A 23,177-nucleotide genomic window follows, 5' to 3' on the forward strand; every position below is an offset into this window, starting at 1 on the left:
TTCTTATTTTCAAATTTAAGGTTTAATCGTCATACCCTCGTGCATTTCTTCAGTTGGTGCTGCTACCAGTTTATCGCCTTCTGCCAAATCGCCAAAAATCTCAACCTTATCATCGGTTTCCCTGCCTTTTTTAATCGCGACTTTCACCGCCTTATTTTGCTCAACTTTTAAAACATAGTAGCCCTCGCTTGTGTCCAACAACGCTTTTTTCGGGATAATAAAGGTGCTGGCATTGGCTGGCAACGGGATGTTTATCTCTGCAACCATACCCGGTAACAGCACTTTAGAAGAATTTGGAACATCCATTTCTATCCGTTCAGAACGCAAACGCAAATCAAGGGCACCAGATAATCGCTTAACTTTCGCCTTAAATGCCTGACTAGGAAGTGATTTTACCGTAAAGCTTACTTCATCGCCCTGTTTTAAATAGCCTATATAAACTTCGGGTATCGAAACCGCAAGGCGCAAATTTTTCTGATCTTGAAGTGTTAGTAGCGGTAATTCAGACCCTTTACCCGATGGACCAACATATGCGCCGAGGTTTACGTTTCTTGCTGAAATAATTCCTGAGAAAGGTGCCCTGATCTCGAGATACCCTTGGATGGCACCAACCTCCCGGTACGAAGCCTTTGCAGCTTCAAACTGCGCCATATCAGAATTTCTCTTTGCCAGCGCCTGTTCCAAGTCGTTTTTAGAGATTGTTCCTGGCGTTTTACTCGTTTCGTACAAACGGTTGTAATTGGCTTTACTTGCGGCATAAATTGCTTCCTGCGATTTCAACCGCGATTGCGCTGCAGCAACCTGCGAACCCATTTCCGGTGCTTCCAAAGTCATTAAAAGCTGGCCTTTCTTTACTTCTGAGCCGATATCTACCTTTAAGGTTTTTACAAAACTGCTGACCTTTGCATACAAATCTACCTGTTGCAACGCAATCAGTTCGCCCGGCAAATTCAATGCTGTTGATAATCTATCTTTTTTCAGCCCGAAAGTTGCAATGGTAGCTTCCTGTTGTTTTTCAGGGCGTTTCTTTTCAGCATTGCTGCAACTGTAAATCAGGCTTAGCATTAAAAAGCCAGTACCTAAAACGGCCGCTAAGAATATGTTTGTTTTCATGTATTGTTTGCTGTTATGCGTTTTTTTCTAAACCTTTTATATAATGTACACTGTCTTTGTCTTCAGGATCTAAAGACATGGAATCGGTAGTTTGTTTGCCCTGAACCCATGCAAATACCAATGGCAATATTATCAAAACTGCAAATGTTGAAGCCAGTAAGCCACCAATTACAGCCCTGCCAAGTGGAGAAACTGCTCCGCCACCTTCACCATGTCCGATGGCCATTGGTAACATACCGGCAATCATTGCAATGCTCGTCATAATGATTGGCCTTAACCGCAAGGCTGCCGCCTCCCTTGCAGATTGCAAAGCATTTCCGTTGTGTTTCCTTAACTGTTCGGCATTGGTAATTAGTAATACCGCATTAGCAATAGAAACGCCTACCGACATAATAATGCCCATATAAGATTGTAGATTAAGCGTAGAACCCGTTATAGTAAGCAATAATAGGGAGCCTAAAATGACAGCAGGAACGGTAGCTAAAATAACTAAAGGGACTTTGAAAGACTGGAAATTGGCTGCCAGCATTAAAAAGATCACCACGATGGCGACCAGCAATCCCGATTGTAAACTATCAAGTGTTTCGGTAAGCACTTTACTCAAGCCAATGGCCGAAACATTTAAACCGCGGGGCAATTCCCCAACATCTTTTATGGCTTTCTCAACATCTTTAGAGGCTGTTCCTAAATCTGTGTGGTAAAGGTTGGCCGTTACCGATAGGAAGGGCATTGCGCCAACATTGTCGTTTTCACCATAAGTTGTATCGGGAGTAATTTTAGCAACATCACTTAAAACAGGTCTGGCGGAGTTTTTCAACAGTGGAATTTCGCCAATATCGTCTCTGGTCGTCATCTGATTTAATGGTACCTGAACCTGAACACTGTAAGGCAATGCTGCCTTTTCGTCGAGCCAAATGTTTTTATCTGTGTAACGCGATGATGATGTTGACGCGATAAGCGAACGGGAAATATCAGCCATGTCTACGCCGATTTGTGCTGCTCTTGTCCGGTCTATATCAATATTTAACGATGGATATTTAATGGGTTGGGCAATTTGAACGTCACGCATGTAGGGTATTTCCTTTAACTCTGCCAGGATTTTATTCGCGTACTTTTCATTTAATTTTTTGTTTTTCCCTGCAATGCGAACTTCAACGGGCGTTGGCGAACCCTGGCTCAAAACCTTGTCCGTTAACTCAATTGGCTCAAATGAGAGCTTAACGTCTGGCAAAACGTTTTTAATTTTCGTCCTGAAAGCATCTTTGAAACCATCCATATCGCCTTCAAAATCTTTTAAACTCACCTGGAAAACAGCTTCGTGCGGGCCTGTCATAAACAAATATATTGGATTAACCGAAAACTGGGCCGGGTGTTGGCCCACGTAAACTGATGAAATGCCCACATGTTCAGGGCCAACCATTTTTTTAAGCTCCGCTAATACTGTATTCGCTTTTTCTTCGGTACGCTCCAGCCGGGTTCCATCGGGTGCACGTAACCTTAATTGAAACTGACTTGAGTTTACCCTCGGCAAAACATCTCGCCCAATGTTAAATAATAACAGTGCAGCTAAGCCAATAATTGCGAAAAGATAGATTAATACAACGGATTTTCGATGTGGAAATATACTGTCGAGAAAACGCATAAAACGATTTCTGAATTTATCAAAAAAACCTATTTTACCATCGTTTTCAAAGTCTTCACGGTCGGCTAAAATCTTTTTTTGGTTGAGGGTATCTCGTTCAGATTCAAGTGAAAGTCCGCTCGCTACAAAGTCTGCTTCATCGTGGGTAATCCCATGGTGGTTTTGAGTTCCTTTTGCCGGATGCGCTTTCATTAGCCAGTTTGCCATTATCGGCACAAAGGTTTGAGACAACAGGAAAGAAACAATCATAGAGAAACCGATTGCCAGCGCCAGCGGCAAAAACAAAGCGCCGGGTATTCCTGTCATGGTAAATGCCGGTGCAAAAACGGCCAAAATGCAAAATAGAATTAACAATTTTGGGAAGGCAATTTCTTTACAGGCATCCCAAATGGCCAGGGCTTTTGGTTTTCCCATGTCAAAATGCTGGTGAATGTTCTCAATTGTTACCGTAGATTCATCAACTAAAATCCCGATGGCTAAGGCTAGCCCGCTCAAGGTCATTATGTTAATGGTTTGGCCAAAAAGCTTTAAAAACAAAACACCTGCAATAATCGAGGTTGGAATCGTTAAAATAACAATTAGGGCAGCACGTTTATCTCCAAGAAAAAGCAAAACCATCAGGCCCGTTAAAATAGCGCCAATCGCACCTTCACTTATCAAACTCTTTACCGCGTTAATTACATATACTGATTGGTCAAATTCGTAAGAAAGTTTTACATCTTCCGGTAGTGAAGACTGGATATTTGGTAGGTTCTTCTTAAGGTTTTTCACCACATCCCAGGTAGAGGCATCACCAGATTTTGCGATACTTAAATACACGGAACGCTTTCCGTTTATAAGCGCATAACCGGCAACTAAGTCGGCACCGTCTTTAACGGTTGCCACATCGCGAAGCTGTAAATTTTGAACTGCGCCTTTAAACAACGGTATGTTTTCAAAATCCTTAACCTTTTTTATGGTGTAGTTCGTTGGTGTGATGTAGTTTTTATCGCCGATTCTGATGTTACCTGACGGTGCTGTTTGATTGTTTAACCGAATGGCTTCAACAACCTGATCTACAGTTAGGTTGTGCGAACGTAGAAGTGAAGGATTAACGTTGATTTCGATGGTTCTGGGGCTGCCACCAAATGGGGCAGGTGAGAGCAATCCCGGAATTGCAGAGAAACCGGGCCTGATGTACGTGTTGGCTAAATCCTGTAATTCGTTGTTTGTACGGGTAGGGCTGCTTAAAACAAGCTGACCAACAGGAAGTGAAGAAGCATCAAACCGGATCACGAATGGAGGCTGCGAACCGGGCGGAAAAATTGCCTGTGCCCTTGTGGATAGCGCACTTAGTTCTGCAGCGGCTTGCGCCATATTCGTGCCTTCATAATAAGTCAGTTTCATCAGCATTAAACCTTGTGTGTTTTTGGTTTCGATACTTTTTATACCATTGGCGAACAACAAGATATTAACGTATTGCTTGCCGAAATAAGCCTCCATTTGGTTTGGCGTGTAGCCACCGAAAGGGTGGGCAATGTAGATAACCGGCAAATTCATCTGAGGCAGAATGTCAACTTTGATTTGGTTGATTGCGCCAATACCGAAGAAAAACAAGCCTGCTACTAAAACAAGTATTGAAATTGGTTTGCGTAATGCGAAACGTATTAGGTTCATTGTAGTGGCTGGTTAAAACTCGTTGATAAATAATTCGAAATTTCCTAAAGCGGCAGATTTCAGGAGCAGTGCCTGCCAAACATTTGTGTAGGCAATGTCTCTATCGGTTTCGGCCCGGTTAAGCGCAAAAAGTGTCTGCGCTAAATCGACAAGGTTGGTAAGGCCGTTTTTATAAAGCACATTCTTTTGTAAATAAGCATCTGATGCGGCTTTAACCTGGATGGGCGCTTCTCTGTAGTTATCTAACGCATTCGATAACTTAGACTCGGCCAAGGCAAGTTGCGCCTTTAATTGCTGGTCTGCAAGGTCGTACTCATCCTTTAGTGCTTCACTTGTAAATTGCTGCGCCCTAACCTGCGGATGATTTCTAAGTAGCGTTGTCAAATTCCAGGTCATTCCTATTCCAATCAAATAGTTTGCACGGGATGGATTTATGCCATCAAAGTAGCTTGTTGAATATGCTGTTTGATTTAAAAGATAGTTAGAACTGAAACCAGACCCTCGACCCTGCATTACCCCGAAAAACGAGAATACCGGATAATATAATTTTTTGAAATAATCTACCTGCCGGTTGCTAACATCGATTCTATTTTGATAAAATTTAAGTACAGGGTGATTTGTATCAATATTACCTGAAAGTAGGTTGGCGGGTATTTTCGTTATTGCAGCGGTATCGATTACATAATTAGTTGCAGTTGCACCCATCAAAACGCCCAACCGGTTTGCCTGTTCCTGCTCAACGTCTTTAGCCCGGGTTAATGCAATCTTTGCACTCGAAACCTCTGCTTTTGCGAACGAGGAATCTACGCCGGCGATTAAGCCATTCTTCGCCCTTATAATTGCAATATTTTGAAAGGTGAGTGCCCTTGATAAATTTTTTTCCTGCGATTTTGTTAAACGTTGAGAAGCAAGCAAATTGAGGTAGGCTGCGGTGACCCTGATTTCGTGCTGAAATTTTTCTTGTTCCAAGTCACTTTTATCCCGCTGAAAAACTGCATCCGCAACCTGAATACGTTGTCTAATCCGCCCAAAAGTAAAGAAATCCCAGTTTATGTTTGCAAGGTACAAGGCGCCAAAAGCGGCATTCCAGTTTTGTTTTTCCAGCGCAGGTCCTGAGGAGGCTGTCCCCAATCCTCCCAAACCATATTGCGGACCATTTTGCCCGTTAATTGTTCCATAATCTTGCTGGGCACTTATGGTAAAGTTTGGTAAATATTCTCGTCTGGTTTGTTTAATAATAGAATTTGATGCGTTTGCATAATTATTCTTTGCTTTGATGGTGCCATAATTTGCTAAAGCCGTGGCAAGCGCTTCTTTTAGTGTTAAAACCTGGGCATTAACGTTGTATGCATTCAAGAATATCAATAATAAACCAAAGTAAGGAATGAACTTTCGAGGCATAGTGTGAATTTTACACCGCAAATGTAAATTATGATTGCAATATCGAAGTATTTAAAGCAAATCAATTGTTATGCAAATCAAATAATATTGTAATTGTTACTTAATATCGGTGAAATGCATTCATAATAAAAAATCCCCTGATTTCTCAGGGGATTTTCGTTCGATATTAAAATTAGCTAGTTATCTTCAGCTAATTTCTTAAAGTTATCCAGCATTGCCTGCCAACCACCACGCTGCATTTCCAGGGGGTTCGTAGTCTCAGGATCAAAGGTTTCGGCAATCCGCGTTTGCTCGCCATCCGCTTCAAAAACAATTTTTACTTGCCTTCCATCAGCCAATACATACTGAATTAATTTATGTTCTTCAACCGTTGTATATGTTCCACCGAATTCAAAACTCATGCTGCCATCGCGTGCGGCCATTGTTGTTGAAAAATTTCCACCCACCCGCAGGTCATTTGCCGCATTTGGCGCATGCCATTCCGGAGATGCGAATGCCCAGTTTTTTATGTGTTCAGGGTTGTTCCAATATTCCCACACCTTTTCTACAGGTGCATTTATTGCTGCTTCTATGGTTATTGGTGTTAGGTTTTCTGTTGCCATATCTCATTTATTTTTTCAATAAAGATATTTTAAGATTTTAGAATTCAAAAAGGGGAAACGGGACAAATTTAAGGGCAATTGAAACTAACCGGCTACAGGAATTTCAAAGTAGAAGGTAGAGCCTTTACGTACTTCACTTTCAACACCAATAATTCCGTCGTGTCTGGCAATAATCTCGGCGCTGAGATAAAGGCCTATGCCAAAGCCGGAAACCGTATGGTTTTTCCCCACACGATAATATCTGTCGAATAGTTTGTTTAAATCTTCCGAATCTATTCCAATTCCATAATCTGTAACACTTACAAATGCATTACCATTTTTTAGATGGCACTCAATATCTATTTTAGTGCCTGCAGAAGAATATTTTACAGCATTGCTTAACAAATTAGATATTACGCTCCCAATCTTATCCCGATCTGCCTTAACGGTTATCGCTTCGGCTATGTTTAGCACAAGCTCGTGCGAGAATTGAACAAGATCGCTTTCATCTATCAGCTCCTGCAGCAGCTCATCTAGTTGAAAATCGGTTTTTTCGATCTGTAATTTCCCCGATTCCAAACGGGAAACGTTTAAGAAGCCGTTTATCATCGTTGTCATTTTCTTCACCTGGTTGTAAGCACGATTTAGGGCATGCAGCGTATAAGTATCTTCGTTCTTTTTGGCTCTGGCTTGTAAAACCTGTATAAAGCCACTAATTGCGGTTAGTGGTGTTTTTAATTCATGACTAACCATGCCAATGAAATCGTTTTTACGGAGTTCGTCTTTCTTAAGTTCGGTAATGTCGAAGCTCGAACTGATATAGCCTGTAAAAGTTCCATCTGCGTGGAAACGCGGTGTTCCTTTCGCCAGCAGCCAGGTATACTCGCCGTCTTTGCCAAGGATTCTAAATTCTCCGGTAAATGGCTCCTGCTTATCAAATGCAGATAGATAAATATTAACATATCTGTCTTTATCTTCCGGATGAATAAGATCCGACCAACCAAACTCCCGCAACTCATCCATTACGCGTCCGGTTAAGCGGGTCCACGCGTTGTTAAAGTAAATCGCATTCCCTGTAACATCGCCAACGGCTATAAAAACATCTGTTGCTTCGGCCATAGTGCGGAAACGGTCTTCACTCTCTTCCAAAACCAGGCGGTGTTCAACCTCTTCAGTAATGTCCATTATAACGCCTAAAAAACGGGCAGGCCTAAGTTTGGTTTCGCCTACACTTTTGCCAACAACTCTAATCCATTTTGTTTTATTTGTATTAGGTTGAATGATTGGGTATTGAACGTCAAACGGTTTTTGGGTGGCCAGTGCTTTAAGTCTGGCCCTTTCTATAATCTGCAAATATTCTGGCACAACGGTAGCCGTGACGTCCGCCCATGAAATTTCTCCACTTAAAGGCAAGCCATAAAATTCTCTTGCTTTATTGGAGATATCGAACTTACCACTACCTGGCACAACGTTATAAATTCCGAGGTTGCCCGAGTCTAGCGCCAAACGTAAACTTTCTTCTGTTTCCGCAAGCTCTTCATTTTTAATGAATAAACTTTCCTGAGCCTCCTGCAACTCTTCATTTGTTGTTGCCAACTCTTCATTAGTGGCAGATAATTCTTCGTTTGATGCGGCAAGTTCTTCGGTTGTTGCCTGCAATTCGGCCTGGCTTTCCTCCAGGCGTTTCAAATTCTCAACCTGATCGGTTATATCGATAACAGAGGCTAAAATGTACTCAACTTCGCCATCATTACCAAAAATCGGATCGTAAGAGAAGTCTACATATATCAGTTTCAATTCGCCTGTGGGAAGTACAATCTCCACAGAAACCTGCGGCATTGCCACCCTTTTGCCAGTGCTAAAAACATCAGCTAATAATTGCGGAAACTGCTGGTTTTGTAGTTCCGGAAAAACGTCGGTCAGTTTTTTTCCGTTAACACTGGTTAAATCCCGCTGCCAGATTTGTAGCATTTTCGGGTTAGGCAGTTCGATAATCAGTTCGGTACCCTTAAGCAACGTCATGGCAATATTTGCCGTCGCAATTATATTTTGGAGAAGAATTTTACTGGCCTCTAAATCCTTCGTCCGTTCGTCAATTCTTCGTTCGAGATCTAAATTTAAGCTTTGAAGTTCCTTTCTCGAACCTGCCAGGGCTTCATTAGTAGATCGTAGATCCTCTAAATTAGCCTGAAGCTCTTCGTTAGATGCTGCGAGCTCTTCATGGGTTTCAGAAAGCTTTCTGTTTAAAAGCTGTTCACGTTCGATATAATTATCAAACTCTTTATTTTTTTGTACCTGATCTGTGATGTTCTGGGTGATGACATGGAGTGATTGCCTTTTGCCATCTTCATCTTTAATTGGCTCAATTTCAACCTGCCACCAACTTTCTTCCATAACTGTAGCATCCTCTGATTGGATATCGTAACGAAGCGGTGGGAGTTCAATTTTCTGACCTGTTTCTATGGCCTTCGTCAAGCCATTCATTAGGATATCAGGGCCATCATTTTTTTCGTTCTTAGGAAATGCCGTCCAAACAGATTCGCCAATAACATTGCGATGATTGAGATGTGTGGTCGTTTTGAAAGTGTCGTTATAGGCGGCAATTGTAAAATCGGGAATATCGGTATGAAGGATTATTCTTGGAACATTATCATTAAAAAGGGCTTTAAATAATGGCGACTTTAGAAAATTCATTCAGGCGTTTGAAGTTTTTTAAACGAATATAACAAGCTAGCTTAATTTTTTGTTTTCTGATCAGCAATTATTTGCTTTAAACATTTTAGTTGTGCGAAGTTGTTTCGTGTACGATTAACGTTCTGTCCAATCAAATCTTTCATCATAAATTGCGGTATAAAACAAAAGCCTTCAGAAATGAAGGCTTATTATGCTTTTTTGAAGTACTCGGGGCGGGAATCGAACCCGCACGCCTTTGAAAGCACAGGATTTTAAGTCCTGCGTGTCTACCAGTTCCACCACCCGAGCATTAATTAAGTCTTAAAAAAAGGCTTAGTTAATGTGTAAAATAAATGCCTTCTGGTAGGAAGGCATCTGGAGCGAAAGACGAGATTCGAACTCGCGACCCCGACCTTGGCAAGGTCGTGCTCTACCAACTGAGCTACTTTCGCGTAATAATACAATCGCTGTATTCCCTTTGGGGTTGCAAATATAGAAAATTTAGTTTTGTTTCAAAAATAATTTGAAATAATTACGAAAACTGCGTATGGAAACTTAATGTAGCTACCAACATTATTAAAAATGTAAATCGTATGTTTATAACAATAACTTTTGAAAACTTTGTAACGCTTATGCTGTTCTAAAGTCTTGTTTATTTAAACCTTAATTATCGCAATATGACCCAAGCCGAAATCTTCGGATATACGCCCGAACAACAATTTAATAAATCAGTTGCCTATTTTTCAATGGAATTCGCGATAGATCAATCGCTAAAAATTTACAGTGGCGGACTCGGTTTTTTGTCAGGTTCTCACCTCAGAAGCGCCTTCGAACTTAAACAAAACTTGCTTGGAATTGGCATTTTATGGAAATATGGCTATTACGACCAGGTTAAAGATAAGGATGGTAAAATGGTGCCCACTTTTATACAAAAAGATTATTCTTTCTTGAAAGATACCGGCATTGTATTTTCAGTGCCAGTTCATAGCGCTATGGTAAAAGTAAAAGCATATTTGCTACAACCAGAAACTTTCGGTTCGGCACCTCTCTTTTTATTGAGTACCGACTTAGAAGAAAACGATGAAGTGAGCAAAAGCATTACCCATAGATTATATGACCCGAACGAAGCAACGCGGGTTGCACAATCAATAATTCTTGGTATCGGCGGCGGCATGCTTCTCGATGAGCTAAACATTAATCCGGATTTTTACCACATGAATGAAGGACACGCGGTACCACTAAATTTTTACCTGTATTCGAAGTTTAAAAGTCTTGAGGAAATTAAAAAACGCGTTATTTTCACAACCCATACGCCCGAACTTGCTGGTAACGAAGAGCATGATTACAAACTCTTGAAGGATATGTCTTTCTTTTATCACCTGCAAGATCATGAAGTTAAGTTTATTCTTGGTTTAGAGGGTGATAAATTTAACTATACGCTGGCTGCGTTGAAGTGCTCGAAAAAAGCTAACGGTGTTTCTAAGCTTCATGGCGAAGTGGCAAGAGAAATGTGGGGTAGTTATGCTGGTATTTGCGAAATTACCTCCATCACGAACGCTCAAAACTACAAATACTGGCAGGATTCTGTTCTGGATGAGAAATTCAAGGCCAAAGATGGCGCTGGAATAAAAACACGAAAAAAAGAACTGAAAAAGCAGCTTTTTAGAGAAGTTGCAAATCAAACCGGGAAAATATTTGATGAAAACGTTTTAACGATTGTATGGGCGAGACGATTTGCTGCCTACAAACGAGCAGACTTGTTAATGTTTAATTGGGAACGCTTTTTAAAATTAATGGGCAATACCGAAATGCCTGTACAGGTAATCTGGGCCGGAAAGCCATACCCTGAAGATACAAAAGCCAATGAAATTTTTAATGAGATAATCGTGAAAACAAAATCGCTGGCAAATTGTGCGGTGCTTGTAGGCTACGAACTTGGTTTATCTGCCTTGCTGAAAAAAGGATCGGATGTTTGGTTGAATAATCCGAAAATGTACCGAGAAGCGTCGGGAACGAGTGGCATGACAGCCGCAATAAACGCATCAGTAAATCTTTCAATTCCTGATGGGTGGATACCTGAATTTGCCCTTGATGATGAAAACTGTTTCATTATTGAACCTGCAGCTAAAGGTTTGGCAGAACACGACACGGACGCTCAGGAAAATGAAAACCTGATGGATGTTATCGAAACAAAAGTTTTAACAACTTATTACAACAACCCTGAAAAATGGAACGAAATGGTTCTAAAAGCTTTTAAGGATGTTGTGCCAGCATTTGAATCAGCCAGAATGGCTAAAGAGTACTACGAAAAAATGTATGTGTAAACTATCAATTCTTTAAAACAATCGCAAAGGTGGAACAGGTTTCCACCTTTTGCTTATCCATTCGGATAACAAAAAGCTAATGGGCTGCAGTATACGCAAAGACATTGAACGTCTGAATTAGCATTTTTTTATTTCCCTTTCTTGCGAATTGGTCTTTGCGGTCAGCCATTAAATCTATGTGGTTTTTTCCAATAGCCCCGGGGTGAAGCGATACCCTGCAGGGTTGAAGAATGAAACCCGAAGCGTTTAGCGGAACACGGGAACCTACGGAAGTTATAGAACTGCCGTTGCGCTACGAAAAATAATATCAGTAAATGTTTATAAAACCTTGCGAATAATAACCGGAAGGCTACGAATTGTAATTAAGCGCAAAAAAAAAGGAAAAAATTTATAATTTGAATTTTTTGTGCGGTTGATGTGAAGTTTCAATTAAGAGAATTTTATGATATTAACGTTGCATTGAACAATTGCTCGGAGCGGGAATAAAAAATAAAAGCGCTATGAAAGCAAGATTTTACACTGAAATAAATATTTTATGTTAGTCATTTTTGGAACTAAGGTTATCGGAAAAACATTAAGGTCAGGCACGTTCGTTTGTCCGCGGTGCAATATGGAAAGAACTTACTTGTTAAAACAGAATAAAAAATATTTTTCGGTGTTTTTTATCCCACTGATACCACTAAATAATGTTGGAGACACTTTGGAATGTACATTTTGTAAAACTGCTTATGTGCCCAATGCCAGCTTTTTAGGCAATACATATACTTCTTCAACTGCTGATATTGACAGCTTATCGAAACCACTTGCCGCTGTTGGCAAACGGTTAGGCGCATACATCATTGATATGATTTTTTTAATCATTTTAAATTTTCCACTTGCCTTTGTGGTTAAGTATTTGCCTGATTTGTTTCATAGTAAGTTTTACCTGGTGTTTTTTCCGGTTTGGGTGATTTACTTTTTTATAATGGAGTTGTTTTCAAAGGTACCATTGGCAAAAAACTTCTGGCCATACAAACCGTTTCGGATGATGACGAAAAGCCCATAACCGCAGTTCGTTATTTATTGAGAGGTTTTGTTAAAGCGATTCCGTTAATAAATGTTGTGCTTCTTTTTAACGACAAACATAAAGGTTGTCACGATTTTGTGGCGGGTACAATTGTTGTAGAAAAATAACTCTGAATAGGAGGCAAGGCAATTAATTAACTCGGTTGGTATGTTGGAGGTTGGCTTCACTACAGCTTATGATGATTTGAGCGGACGAATAACCTTGATTATGAACGACGAACAAAAACACCAAATAATGGGCGCAAACGTTTTTTTTACATCGAATTTTAGAGTTTTACTAAGTATAATCCTGATTGTGTTTGCCGCAAAAACTTCCGGCCAGACGTTAACTGATTTTAAAGCGCCAGCCGGGTTTAAAAAAGTACTAGAAACTCATGGCGATTTGGACAAAGATGGCGTAGAAGAAGTTGCATTTGCTTACAATTCTACTAAAAAAGACAGCACTGGTTTTAAAAGAGTCCTTTACATCTGCAAAACCATTAACGGATCATTAAAGCTTTGGAAACAAAATAATTCGGTGTTGTGGAACAGTAGCGATTGTGGTTTTTGTTTCGAAAATGGCGTAACGCTTGCGCTAAAAATTAAAAATAACACATTAATTGTGGAGCAAACATACTGGCACAATTCCCGCCACACAAGCATGTTTCGAAATGTTTTTCGCTATCAAAACAGCGATTGGTTTTTAATCGGCTCCACTTATAACGACCGTTACAACTGCGGCTTCGACCACACATACGACATCAATTTTTCTACAAAGAATGTACATATAGATTACGACGGAGAAGACTGCGACGATGGGACGCCTCAATTTCCAAAATCGACAAAGAACTTTAAATACCCCTTCAAGGCGATTCCGAAAATGGATGGTTTTATTGCGGGCAAAGTGGAGCTAAAAATTCCAAATTCGAAGCAATATTTTTATTACTAAATTCGAAGCAGAAACCTCAGCAAACTGATATGAAAAAAATATTCTTTGGCTTGATTATGATTTTGTTTGCATTGGCGTGTAACAACAAGTCGAACAAAAATGAAACCCCGAAAGATTCGGTTGCGAATGCCATTAAGACGAGCAATGCCGATAGCACCATTGTAATGCCGGTACCGGTAGCTCAGCCTGTAGATACAAGTCAAACAAGCAGTGCAGCAACAGAAGAAAAAGAGATTAACTATAGCGATAGCATCAACTTTGAAAAGTTCCACACCGATATTTCTAAGTCGCACATTACGCCAGCTCCAATAGATTGGTCGAGTTATCCCGGTGCCCGGGATTTTAAAACCCGCATTACCGAATCCTACAAAACCACCGAGGTGAGTTTTGCAGGCCATTATGTGCTATCCACGTTTGGCTGCGGGGCTAGCTGCGTTATGGGTTTCATGGTTGACATTAGAGATGGTAAAATTTACGATTTACCACTAGGTGAAGAAAACTCCTGCCTTTTTGCAGAAGATGCGGTGCTTTGTAAAAGTTCGAGCAGGCTGTTCGTTTCCGGGGTTTGTAAAGAAAATCATGACGATAAACAGGTTTATTACAAAGCCTACCTCTGGAATGAAGATAAAAAGGAATTTGCGCCAATAAAGGCAGATGACTTTTTAAATTAAAAATAAAGCAAAGTCTTCAGGTTTTGGAAAACGAGGGTTTGCCATTTCATCGGTTCCATAAGCCCTGCTATCCGTTACAATTTTTTTGTGCTTTCGGTAAGTTTTGCCGTTAACAGTAATATTGTGCCAATTAAAAGGCACATGCTTCTGGCCAATAAAAAAGATTTTCACTGCTATCAGGTTTAGAAAATGAGGCATTTTGCTACGAATCGTAAATGGAAGCCAGCGAATTGTAATTGAGAATGCCTTTTTCAACTTGAAGAGGTTTATTTGCGATTTATTACAAAACATGCACACCAGGCTAAAACCCATTTTAATCTTAAGTTCCGTTTTCTTTTGCAATGTTGCGTTTGCCGAATCGAAAAAAAGTTAAAGGTTTTAAGCTTGGTGCTGTAAGTTATACACTTTATGCGCACATGAAGCAGCAAGAACATCTAATGCCAAACCCGTTGCCAAGCGAATCGACATTAAAGCTGCGCACTTCATTAATTTGAACGAGACTGAGATGGAAACGTATTCAACCCAAGGAAAAGAGAAACCAACTAGAGCACATTTCTTAACAATAGTATGCATGTTGGCAGTTTTCCCATTTTTTGTAAACTGCCGCTCAAACCACAATGGCTATGAGGGCGACTTAGTTCCTATAAAAGCCGAAACCGATAAAATTGCAGGTTACCTGCAAATTGTAGAACTGATTATTAAAAACAACAACAGGATAAAAGATGAAATAAAACATCCGGAAAAGTATGAAGACAAGGACTACAGTGATTTCAAAAGCTTTAAACACAGGAAATACAGCATTATCGATAGCCTGAACCAGCTTTCAGATACATTAAAACTACGCTTTAATACGGTGGTAGAGCATGGATTGCAGATAGAAGGCAAAGATATAACCATCACCTTTACCTCTTCTGCTGGCGATTACTACATGCGAAGTAATAAAAAGGATAGTGATGCTTGTTGCACGCTTTTTAAGCATTATATTATTTATAGTACCAAAGCCATGGAAGTATTTAAAATTGAAAATGATGATGACGATACGCCGAACGCAGTATATAAAATCAAAGATCGATATTACTACTGCATTAGTTCGCGACTGGAATATTGATTTGAACGACAACCACCAGAAATTATACTAACTGCAAACAATGAAGAAAGTAATCTACAACGCAATTTTAATAGCCATAATTTTGGTAACCATTTATCAAATTATTTGTCTTCCATTCACCTTTTATATATGGGGAATTGGCATGCTCATTTTTTGGATTTGGGTTAAGCGGGATATCACTGAGCTTATCGGGTGGTTATTCGAAAAGAAAAAAACAACCGAAATGCCATTTGAAGAAAAACGCGTCATCAACATGCCAGATTTTGAAATACAAAGAAGGTCTTATATCGAACTGGTTAAACACTGTTGCCCAACACAAACTCAGCAAAAATTAATGCCTTTTTTTGAAAATTTAACCGACTATCAAGGGAATTACAATTATGGCACAACACTAAATTATGTAATTGACTGCTCGACGGAGAAAAGTTTAGGTTTTATAGAACGATTAGACTGGAAACAGGAAGTTGGAGACTTAATCCTGATTCTCGACGATATATTGAACAAAAACTATAATGGGTTAAAAGTTGATTTCCCAAAAGAAATAGGCGGAAACACAACCTTATTTCTTGAAGACGTATTTGGAACTTACAACAAATGCTTAAATGAACACGGAATGCAGATGGGTTTTATAGATACGCAGTCTGACGAATACGTGTTTTTTGTGCATAAAGTGTTGGATAGGGATGAGGTTGCAAAACTCATAAATCTTATCGGTTATAACTATTTCGAAAAATAAATTGGCGTCTGGCGGCTATTTCATCGGCCAAATCTAAGCTTCCGTTTTATGATCCCGGCTGTTTGGTTTTTGTCAGGCTTTTAGTTTTGCCCGGTTTTTGCATTATGGTTGCAAAATTTACCAAGCACTAGAAAGTTCCCCGGCTAAATTTGGAGCATAAAAAAGCATTTTAAAAAAAGCCCGGCCTGCTAATTTAATAAAGTAAGGTTTTACAAGAGACAATATTTCATAGGAACAAAGAGCGTGTGCAGCAATATGCAGCTGTTAAATGCCTTATCATTTTCATTAATCAATGCTAACAATTGCCATTATCGAAGATGAAGTAGCCATCAGAAAAGAGATAACCTGGTTACTGGAAAGAGCGCCTGATGTTAAAATTGTTGGGTACAGCACCAACGTTAAGGACGCTATCAAACTCATCGACCTGCAAAAACCCGATATCATTCTCATGGATATTCAACTCATCGATGGTACTGCTTTCGATATTTTAAATGGGTTGAAAGACATTCCTGAAAACATTATTTTTATAACTGCTTACAATCAATTTGCCATAAAGGCAATAAAATTTGGTGCGCTCGATTACCTTTTAAAGCCTGTTGATGCTGATGAACTTAGCGATGCCCTGGAACGATATCGAAAAAAGAGAGATAAGAATCGTTACTGGAACGAGCGCCTGGCGATTGCCCAACAATCTATTATTGAGGAAAATTTACCCCAAAATATTGTGCTGCACACCATCAGTCAAACCCATATTATTTTAGTAAAAGATATTATTTATTGTAAGGGCGACGGTCCTTACACTTTTTTCTACCTGGAAAATGGAAAAAATCTCTTGGTTTCAAAACCTTTAAAACATTATCAGGAAATATTGGGATCACCCTTTTTTTTGCGCACCCATCAATCGTATTTGGTAAATAAAAACTATATAAATAAAATTTCTAAATCGGAGTATCTGGTACTGAAAAACGATGAAGAAATTCCTGTTTCCTCCCGCAGAAGGAACTATGTTCTGAATGCTTTATCTGCTCCTTAATGAATTTTCGAATACTACTCTTCAGTTGTATGTTTCTTTTTGTCTGTTCTTGCAAGCAGCGATTATCGAAATTGGAAAGCGATAAATTACTTGCTTACAACAAGGCAATTGATGAACTCGCGACAAAACCAACCTATCCAAATAATGCCGATAGTATTTTAAATGCCTGGAAAGTATTTAATAGAGATGCAGTAGTGTTGGCAGATACCAATTTAAACGCCAGTGTAAAATATAACCTGGGCAGAATGTATGCTCAGAAAAATGTTGATAGCTCGAAATTTTACTTGCAACAAGGACTAGAGCTGGTAGAGCAGGGCAGGGATTTTTTGGCTGTAAAAGCCCGAATTTACACGGGTATGGGCAACCTTGCCTACAGCGAAACGCTCGAACATCAGGCAAACTACTACTATAACAAAGCTGCGATTATCGTACTCGCAGATAGTACAGTGAAACTGAGTGATATGTCGAAAGCAATCATGTTATTGTCTGCATCGCAAAGCAATAAAAATTTGCAGCAATACAGTCTCGCGTACAAAATGGATTTAGCTGCCTTAAAGCTGATGCCGAAATTACCGCCAAACTCGGTCAATCAACAGCGAGTATTGGTGCAGTTGATAATCGATATTTACAAATCCAATTTGCCCGATAAAGATGTTGAAGGATACCTTAAAAAACTAGAAAGATTGCAGGCCACCTATCCTGACGATTTTAACCCCAGGTTTTTGTACGATTGTGAATTGTTCTATTTCGATAAGCATAAAAACGCTGATAGTGTTTTGAAATATGCTTTGCTCAACACGAAGGTTGATGAAAAGATGTATGATGAAAATAGATTGGACGAAACATCGATGAGCAACCTTTATATTTCTTACGTTAACATTCTTATAAATTACACCAGGTTGAAGGACTTTGCCAGGGCAGCTGTTTACAAGAAGAAAACAGATGATTTGCTTAAGCAAAGCAGCAGATTTTTAAAATACGAAGACTTAATAAGAGGATATCAAGCACGCTCAGACTATTATGCTGCTGTCGGACAAAAGGGCAAAGCGCTTGACGCGGCCAACGAGGCAATCAAACTTCAAAAGGAAAATTTTGGGCGTGAAAACACACAGGCGCTTGCGGAAATGAATGCACTTTACCAAATACAGGTCAAAGATAAATCTATTAGTACGCTCAATAAAGATATCAAGCTAAATAACTTAAAACTCGAGCGAAACCGACTTGTTTTGCTCATCACCGCTTTAATTGTTTTGTTGTTGCTTATTTTCATCATCCTGTACTACAGCATTTACAAACAACATAAACTTAAACAAGAAAAAGAAAAAGTACAATTGCAACAGCAATTACTGCGAACGCAAATGGAGCCGCATTTCATTTTCAATACGCTCTCTGCCTTGCAGAGTTTCATTCGCCTGGAAGAGAAAGATAAAGCCATTAAATACCTGCACCAATTCAGTCGCTTATTACGGAGCAGCCTGGAGTTAAGCCGCGAAAAATTAGTGCCTTTAAGCGACGAAATTGAAACCTTGGAAAACTACCTCAGTTTACAACAGATGCGATACAATAATGCATTTCAGTTTTCCTTGCAAACTCCAAATGAAGATTTAGATGCCATAATGTTGCCGCCCATGCTGGTACAGCCTTTCGTAGAAAATTCAATTTTGCACGGCATAAACTTAAGCCAAAATAATGGTTTCATTCAGGTGAATTTTGTTTTGACAGACCAAATTTTAAAGGTTGAAATTACGGACAGCGGGCAATTCCTAAGCGAAAATAAGGTGCAAAGCCATCATTCACTTTCGAGTATTATTTGTGAAGAAAGGTTGCAATTGCTAGGGAAGGAGCGTAATCAAAATGCAGGTGTTACTTATGCTAAAAATCGCAACGGCGGAACGTTGGTACCTTAAACATTCCAACCAGCCCAATAGTGTAGAAATTTTTTATGGACTAATTATCAGTATTTTAAATTAACGTGTTTCAGTTTGTTGTCAAGCATTTAAATAAATCTTTGGTGATTTAGCTTATCTTTTTAGCTTCGAGTACCGTTTCTTGCAGGCTTTCTAGTGCCGGTTAAATCTCAAAATAGGGCGAAACATGTTATTGCTGAACCAGTTTCCAAATAAAAAAGCCATCTGCGAAGATGGCTTTAATTCGATTATTTTTTTGAAGTACTCGGGGCGGGAATCGAACCCGCACGCCTTTGAAAGCACAGGATTTTAAGTCCTGCGTGTCTACCAGTTCCACCACCCGAGCAGGTGATTAGCCTTTTAAAATAAATGCTTTCTGGTAGGAAAGCATTTAGAGCGAAAGACGAGATTCGAACTCGCGACCCCGACCTTGGCAAGGTCGTGCTCTACCAACTGAGCTACTTTCGCATTTACAAAACAGTATCCCGTTTCGTTTTGGTGATGCAAATATAGACAGATTTATATTTCTGTCAAGAGATTTTTTATTAAAAATTTAATATTTAGTTTAAATTGCTGGCTTTCAGTGCAAGTAAAATCAAATCATTTTCAAATCCTCTTCCCTGGAGATAGGTCATTAGCTTCATTTTTCGTTTTATCGCGTTTGATTCCCCTAAGGTGTTTGCTTTTTTTACCGCTAAATTTTCCAAAGTTCGCATGTAATCATCATCGTCCAAACTGTAAAGTGCTTTTTGTAAAAGTTTATCAGGAACCCCCTTCAACTTTAAGCCTTGTTTAATTTTTATTCTTCCCCATTTTTTGATGTTAAATTTCCCCGAAGCATACGCTTTGGCAAACCGTTCTTCGTTTAAAAAATTGTTTAAAATTAATTCAGTCAAAATTTCCTCCAGTTCATCGCCCCGCATTCCCCATTCTACCAATTTATAGCGAACTTCCTTTTGCGAACGTTCCTGGTAAACGCAAAAACTTTCGGCCTTGGCGAGTGCCTGTTTTTTGTCTAATATTATACCTTCTTGTTTACCAGTTTTCATAATTATTTACTGAAATTCGTAAAAATAAGAACGATAACTGTATTTTTCTGAATTTAATAACATGAACGACCCAAGTTATACAATTTCCAAAATTGCTGAAATATTAAATGCTGATGCCAGAATAATTGATACACAGGCAATTATCCAATACCTTATAATTGATAGCCGTTCGGTTGCGGTTCCCGGGAATTCGTTGTTTTTTGCCTTGTCTTCGCACCGCGATGGACATGAATTCATTAGAGACGCTTATAATAAAGACATTAGAAATTTTGTAATTACGAAAGAAAAGTATGTGCAAGAATATTCGGATTGCAATTTTATTGTTGTTGCCAATGCGCTGTCTGCGTTACAAAAACTGGCAATAGCACACCGAAGTCATTTCGACCTAAAAACGATAGGAATTACAGGTAGCAATGGGAAAACAATTGTTAAAGAATGGTTGTACCAACTTTTGGCAGCTGATTACAATATTGTTCGCAGTCCGAAAAGCTACAACTCTCAAATTGGCGTAGCGCTCTCGGTTTGGCAAATTGAAGCAGTTAATACACTCGGGATTTTTGAGGCCGGAATTTCCGCGGTTGATGAGATGGAAATTCTTGCCGATATCATTCAGCCTCAAATTGGCATTTTTACCAATATTGGCGAGGCACATGCAGAAGGTTTCAGTTCGAAGCGAGAAAAACTGAAAGAGAAGTTGAAATTATTTAAGGATACAGAACTATTCATTTATTCTCCTGATTATGTTGGCGAAGTGAGTTTTAGAGATTTACCCGGCAAAACGAAATTTAGCTGGAGCAGTAAGCAGCCTGCCGATTTACGGATCGTTGCTGTGGAACCCATCGAAGGAAATTGTTATTTACGGGCAATTTACAAGGATAGAGAAATAGAATGTATGCTCCCTTTTAAAGATAAGGCATCAATTGAAAACGGCATGATTTGTTGGGCAACATTGCTGGCTCTTGGATATTCTGCAGAACAGGCAGATTTGCGCCTGGAGAAATTAAGCCACGTAAGTATGCGTTTAGAGCTTAAAACCGGCATTAACCAGTGTTCCATTATCGATGATTCTTATAGCGCAGACATTTCTTCTCTTGCAATTGCTTTGGATTTCCTGAACCAGCAGAATCAACATCCCAAGAAAACCGTAATCTTATCCGAATTATTTGAAACCGGTCAGGATGATTTCGACTTATACACAGAAATCGCTGATTTGCTGGCACAGAAAAAGGTAAACCGATTGATAGGAATTGGACCTCATATTGCCAGATATGCCGAACTTTTTCAAGTCGAAACGGAGTTTTTTGAAGATACGCTAGCATTTATAGAAGCCTTTCCTGGCATGCAGTTTAGCCATGAAACCATTCTGGTAAAGGGTGCACGACGATTTGAATTTGGCCGGATCAGTAAACTTTTGACGCAAAAAGTTCATGATACAGTTTTGGAAATCGATTTAAATGCAATGGTTGGCAACCTGCAATTTTACCGCTCAAAAGTTAAACCCGGTGTGAAAATTATGGCTATGGTAAAAGCCTTTTCTTACGGAAGCGGTAGTTTTGAAATCGCCAATTTATTACAGTTTCATAAAGTTGATTACCTGGCGGTTGCTTATGCAGATGAAGGTATCGCATTACGTAAAGCAGGAATCACCTTGCCAATTATGGTAATGAGCCCGGAAGAGTCGGCTTTTGAAGCGATTATTAAACACAACCTCGAGCCCGAAATTTACAGTCTGGAAATATTGAACAGTTTCCTAAATTCACTTTCAGATTACGACTTTGATTACCCGATACACATCAAAATTGATAGTGGAATGCATCGTTTAGGTTTTGATAAAAAAGATGTCGAGCACTTATCAGCTATGCTAAAAGATTCACAGCGTGTAAGCGTGCAAAGTATTTTCTCCCATCTGGTTGCCAGTGCAGAGGCCGAGCATGATGGTTTTACACAAGCGCAGATAGATAAATTTAGCGCCATTGCTACGGAACTAATCGCTGTCTTGACTTACAAGCCTTTGCTGCACATTGCCAATACTTCGGGTATTAGCCGCTGGCCCGATGCGCAAATGGATATGGTACGATTGGGAATCGGTTTATATGGTTTCGATTCTGCCCTTGCAAACAATCGTGGCTTGCAAACTACTATGGTGTTAAAAACTACGGTTACGCAGGTTAAAACCCTCGATGCAGGGGAAACCGTTGGTTACAGCAGGAAAGGCGTGCTGCCGAACGGAGGTAAAATTGCTACTGTAAAAATTGGATATGCTGATGGATATAGCCGTGCTTTTGGCAATGGTATCGGTAAAATGCTTATCAACGGCAATTTAGTTGCAACAATTGGCTCGATTTGTATGGATATGACCATGCTCGATGTTTCCGGAGTTGACGTTAAGCCGGGTGATGAAGCAATTGTTTTTAACCGCGAGCATGACATTATGGAACTCGCTAAACAAGTGAACACAATCCCTTACGAAATTCTTACCAATATATCTCAAAGGGTAAAACGGGTCTATTTTTACGAATAAATTGGCTTTATTTTTTGTGATTAAGTCATTGGGTTCAATAGGTTTTCGCCAGATATGGTCATTTTTGATAGGATATCGGTTAATAATTAAGCTTTAAGTTATTAAGGTTGCCGGCCATTGCACCAATGGCTAATGAACTATTGAACATTTTTGAATAAGTTTGCAGCATGAACAAAGTAGGGAAAGCCATTTTAAACTATCTTATCAAAGGTTTATTAATCGTTGTGCCTATCGCTGTGAGTATTTTCATTGTGGTTTGGGCTGTAACAACAGTTGATAGCTGGCTCAATGTTAACAACATTCTCGGCGTAAACCCCCGCACGGGCGAGAGCAGAAACATTCCTGGCTTAGGCTTGCTTACTGTTTTAACAATTATTTTACTCGCCGGAATCTTTGTTACAAATTTGGTAACAGAGCCAATGTACAATTGGTTTCAACGCATGATGCACCGTTTGCCTCTGCTAAACTTCATCTATTCTTCGATAAAGGATTTGACTGAGGCTTTCGTTGGCGATGAGAAAAAATTTAATCATCCGGTGCTTGTAGAAGTGGAGGGCGGGTTGCGAAAGATTGGTTTTCTTACTCAAAATGATTTGCGGAAAATAGATTTGGCTGATGAGGTTGCTGTCTACTTTCCACTGTCTTATTCGTTTGCCGGCCAGTTATGCATCGTGAAAAGGGAAAAGGTGAAAGATTTGAATATCAGTGCCGCCGATGCAATGAAACTGGTTGTGAGTGGTGGTGTGAGTGGACTGTGATATTGCCGGAA

18 protein-coding genes and 4 tRNA genes are annotated in these 23,177 nt (G+C 39.6%); 11 read left to right on the forward strand and 11 right to left on the reverse strand.

All coding sequences use genetic code 11. The features are described from left to right. Positions 1–15 precede the first annotated feature (15 nt). The 7 genes from AC0IWT_RS02355 to AC0IWT_RS02385 form a co-directional block, all read right to left on the reverse strand. The gene (locus AC0IWT_RS02355) at positions 16–1,113 is read right to left on the reverse strand and encodes an efflux RND transporter periplasmic adaptor subunit (protein WP_471795822.1); all 1,098 of its coding nucleotides are present in this window, start codon (positions 1,111–1,113) and stop codon (positions 16–18) included. A 13-nt stretch (positions 1,114–1,126) separates the two neighbouring features. Then, positions 1,127–4,411 carry an efflux RND transporter permease subunit gene (locus AC0IWT_RS02360; RefSeq protein ID WP_471795823.1) on the reverse strand — a complete coding sequence of 1,095 codons (3,285 nt, stop codon included), beginning with the start codon at positions 4,409–4,411 and terminating at the stop codon, positions 1,127–1,129. Between the two features lie 12 nt (positions 4,412–4,423). Continuing rightward, entirely contained in the window at positions 4,424–5,812 is a 1,389-nt protein-coding gene (locus AC0IWT_RS02365) for a TolC family protein (protein WP_471795824.1), read from the reverse strand. Positions 5,813–5,988: 176 nt separating this feature from the next. After that, a complete protein-coding gene (locus AC0IWT_RS02370; RefSeq protein WP_471795825.1) occupies positions 5,989–6,414 on the reverse strand; it encodes an SRPBCC family protein in 426 nt (141 codons plus the stop codon). 84 nt (positions 6,415–6,498) lie between these two features. Continuing rightward, positions 6,499–9,087, reverse strand: a complete 2,589-nt coding sequence (locus AC0IWT_RS02375) for a PAS domain S-box protein (protein ID WP_471795826.1) — start codon at positions 9,085–9,087, stop codon at positions 6,499–6,501. 204 nt (positions 9,088–9,291) lie between these two features. Next, positions 9,292–9,375: transfer RNA gene (locus tag AC0IWT_RS02380), tRNA-Leu, on the reverse strand. Positions 9,376–9,442: 67 nt separating this feature from the next. Continuing rightward, positions 9,443–9,518 (reverse strand) — tRNA-Gly (locus tag AC0IWT_RS02385). 225 nt (positions 9,519–9,743) lie between these two features. Here AC0IWT_RS02385 and glgP point away from each other — a divergent pair. From glgP to AC0IWT_RS02410, 5 genes are all read left to right on the forward strand, one after another. Next, the gene (gene glgP, locus AC0IWT_RS02390) at positions 9,744–11,390 is read left to right on the forward strand and encodes an alpha-glucan family phosphorylase (protein WP_471795827.1); all 1,647 of its coding nucleotides are present in this window, start codon (positions 9,744–9,746) and stop codon (positions 11,388–11,390) included. A 610-nt stretch (positions 11,391–12,000) separates the two neighbouring features. Beyond that, positions 12,001–12,435: an RDD family protein gene (locus AC0IWT_RS02395; protein ID WP_471795828.1), complete on the forward strand. Its 435-nt coding sequence runs from the start codon at positions 12,001–12,003 to the stop codon at positions 12,433–12,435. Continuing rightward, a complete protein-coding gene (locus AC0IWT_RS02400) occupies positions 12,333–12,563 on the forward strand; it encodes an RDD family protein (protein WP_471795829.1) in 231 nt (76 codons plus the stop codon). Before AC0IWT_RS02395 ends, AC0IWT_RS02400 begins: the two co-directional genes overlap by 103 nt. A 40-nt stretch (positions 12,564–12,603) precedes the next feature. Then, the gene (locus AC0IWT_RS02405; RefSeq protein WP_471795830.1) at positions 12,604–13,383 is read left to right on the forward strand and encodes a hypothetical protein; all 780 of its coding nucleotides are present in this window, start codon (positions 12,604–12,606) and stop codon (positions 13,381–13,383) included. Positions 13,384–13,412: 29 nt separating this feature from the next. Next, positions 13,413–14,054, forward strand: a complete 642-nt coding sequence (locus AC0IWT_RS02410; protein ID WP_471795831.1) for a hypothetical protein — start codon at positions 13,413–13,415, stop codon at positions 14,052–14,054. On the opposite strand, the gene AC0IWT_RS02415 is transcribed toward AC0IWT_RS02410, so the two are convergent. Beyond that, entirely contained in the window at positions 14,046–14,309 is a 264-nt protein-coding gene (locus tag AC0IWT_RS02415; protein WP_471795832.1) for a hypothetical protein, read from the reverse strand. The two genes, AC0IWT_RS02410 and AC0IWT_RS02415, sit on opposite strands and share 9 nt — an antisense overlap. Positions 14,310–14,559: 250 nt before the next feature. Here AC0IWT_RS02415 and AC0IWT_RS02420 point away from each other — a divergent pair, with 250 nt between their 5' ends. From AC0IWT_RS02420 to AC0IWT_RS02435, 4 genes are all read left to right on the forward strand, one after another. Further along, positions 14,560–15,162: a hypothetical protein gene (locus AC0IWT_RS02420; protein WP_471795833.1), complete on the forward strand. Its 603-nt coding sequence runs from the start codon at positions 14,560–14,562 to the stop codon at positions 15,160–15,162. 40 nt (positions 15,163–15,202) lie between these two features. After that, a complete protein-coding gene (locus tag AC0IWT_RS02425; protein ID WP_471795834.1) occupies positions 15,203–15,898 on the forward strand; it encodes a DUF6630 family protein in 696 nt (231 codons plus the stop codon). 292 nt (positions 15,899–16,190) lie between these two features. Continuing rightward, on the forward strand, positions 16,191–16,931 hold the full coding sequence (locus tag AC0IWT_RS02430) for a LytR/AlgR family response regulator transcription factor (RefSeq protein ID WP_056870544.1): 741 nt from the start codon (positions 16,191–16,193) through the stop codon (positions 16,929–16,931). Between the two features lie 71 nt (positions 16,932–17,002). Continuing rightward, entirely contained in the window at positions 17,003–18,838 is a 1,836-nt protein-coding gene (locus AC0IWT_RS02435) for a sensor histidine kinase (RefSeq protein WP_471795835.1), read from the forward strand. Between the two features lie 262 nt (positions 18,839–19,100). On the opposite strand, the gene AC0IWT_RS02440 is transcribed toward AC0IWT_RS02435, so the two are convergent. From AC0IWT_RS02440 to AC0IWT_RS02450, 3 genes are all read right to left on the reverse strand, one after another. Continuing rightward, positions 19,101–19,184 (reverse strand) — tRNA-Leu (locus tag AC0IWT_RS02440). Between the two features lie 49 nt (positions 19,185–19,233). Beyond that, a tRNA-Gly gene (locus tag AC0IWT_RS02445) sits at positions 19,234–19,306 on the reverse strand. 92 nt (positions 19,307–19,398) lie between these two features. Then, entirely contained in the window at positions 19,399–19,887 is a 489-nt protein-coding gene (locus AC0IWT_RS02450) for a regulatory protein RecX (protein WP_471795836.1), read from the reverse strand. A gap of 61 nt (positions 19,888–19,948) precedes the next feature. Between AC0IWT_RS02450 and AC0IWT_RS02455 the strand changes: the two genes are divergently transcribed. Next, complete coding sequence (locus tag AC0IWT_RS02455) at positions 19,949–22,408, forward strand: bifunctional UDP-N-acetylmuramoyl-tripeptide:D-alanyl-D-alanine ligase/alanine racemase (protein ID WP_471795837.1); 2,460 nt, start codon at positions 19,949–19,951, stop codon at positions 22,406–22,408. Positions 22,409–22,575: 167 nt separating this feature from the next. Continuing rightward, positions 22,576–23,166 carry a DUF502 domain-containing protein gene (locus tag AC0IWT_RS02460; RefSeq protein ID WP_471795838.1) on the forward strand — a complete coding sequence of 197 codons (591 nt, stop codon included), beginning with the start codon at positions 22,576–22,578 and terminating at the stop codon, positions 23,164–23,166. Positions 23,167–23,177 lie beyond the last annotated feature (11 nt).

This window comes from Pedobacter sp. AC464 (assembly GCF_979253075.1).

Bases quoted from the DNA above. Each gene is read 5' to 3' on its own strand.
- AC0IWT_RS02355 (WP_471795822.1), bottom strand. From the start codon at position 1,113: ATGAAAACAAACATATTCTTAGCGGCCGTTTTAGGTACTGGCTTTTTA.
- AC0IWT_RS02360 (WP_471795823.1), bottom strand. From the start codon at position 4,411: ATGAACCTAATACGTTTCGCATTACGCAAACCAATTTCAATACTTGTT.
- AC0IWT_RS02365 (WP_471795824.1), bottom strand. From the start codon at position 5,812: ATGCCTCGAAAGTTCATTCCTTACTTTGGTTTATTATTGATATTCTTG.
- AC0IWT_RS02370 (WP_471795825.1), bottom strand. From the start codon at position 6,414: ATGGCAACAGAAAACCTAACACCAATAACCATAGAAGCAGCAATAAAT.
- AC0IWT_RS02375 (WP_471795826.1), bottom strand. From the start codon at position 9,087: ATGAATTTTCTAAAGTCGCCATTATTTAAAGCCCTTTTTAATGATAAT.
- glgP (WP_471795827.1), top strand. From the start codon at position 9,744: ATGACCCAAGCCGAAATCTTCGGATATACGCCCGAACAACAATTTAAT.
- AC0IWT_RS02395 (WP_471795828.1), top strand. From the start codon at position 12,001: ATGGAAAGAACTTACTTGTTAAAACAGAATAAAAAATATTTTTCGGTG.
- AC0IWT_RS02405 (WP_471795830.1), top strand. From the start codon at position 12,604: ATGTTGGAGGTTGGCTTCACTACAGCTTATGATGATTTGAGCGGACGA.
- AC0IWT_RS02410 (WP_471795831.1), top strand. From the start codon at position 13,413: ATGAAAAAAATATTCTTTGGCTTGATTATGATTTTGTTTGCATTGGCG.
- AC0IWT_RS02420 (WP_471795833.1), top strand. From the start codon at position 14,560: ATGGAAACGTATTCAACCCAAGGAAAAGAGAAACCAACTAGAGCACAT.
- AC0IWT_RS02425 (WP_471795834.1), top strand. From the start codon at position 15,203: ATGAAGAAAGTAATCTACAACGCAATTTTAATAGCCATAATTTTGGTA.
- AC0IWT_RS02430 (WP_056870544.1), top strand. From the start codon at position 16,191: ATGCTAACAATTGCCATTATCGAAGATGAAGTAGCCATCAGAAAAGAG.
- AC0IWT_RS02450 (WP_471795836.1), bottom strand. From the start codon at position 19,887: ATGAAAACTGGTAAACAAGAAGGTATAATATTAGACAAAAAACAGGCA.
- AC0IWT_RS02455 (WP_471795837.1), top strand. From the start codon at position 19,949: ATGAACGACCCAAGTTATACAATTTCCAAAATTGCTGAAATATTAAAT.
- AC0IWT_RS02460 (WP_471795838.1), top strand. From the start codon at position 22,576: ATGAACAAAGTAGGGAAAGCCATTTTAAACTATCTTATCAAAGGTTTA.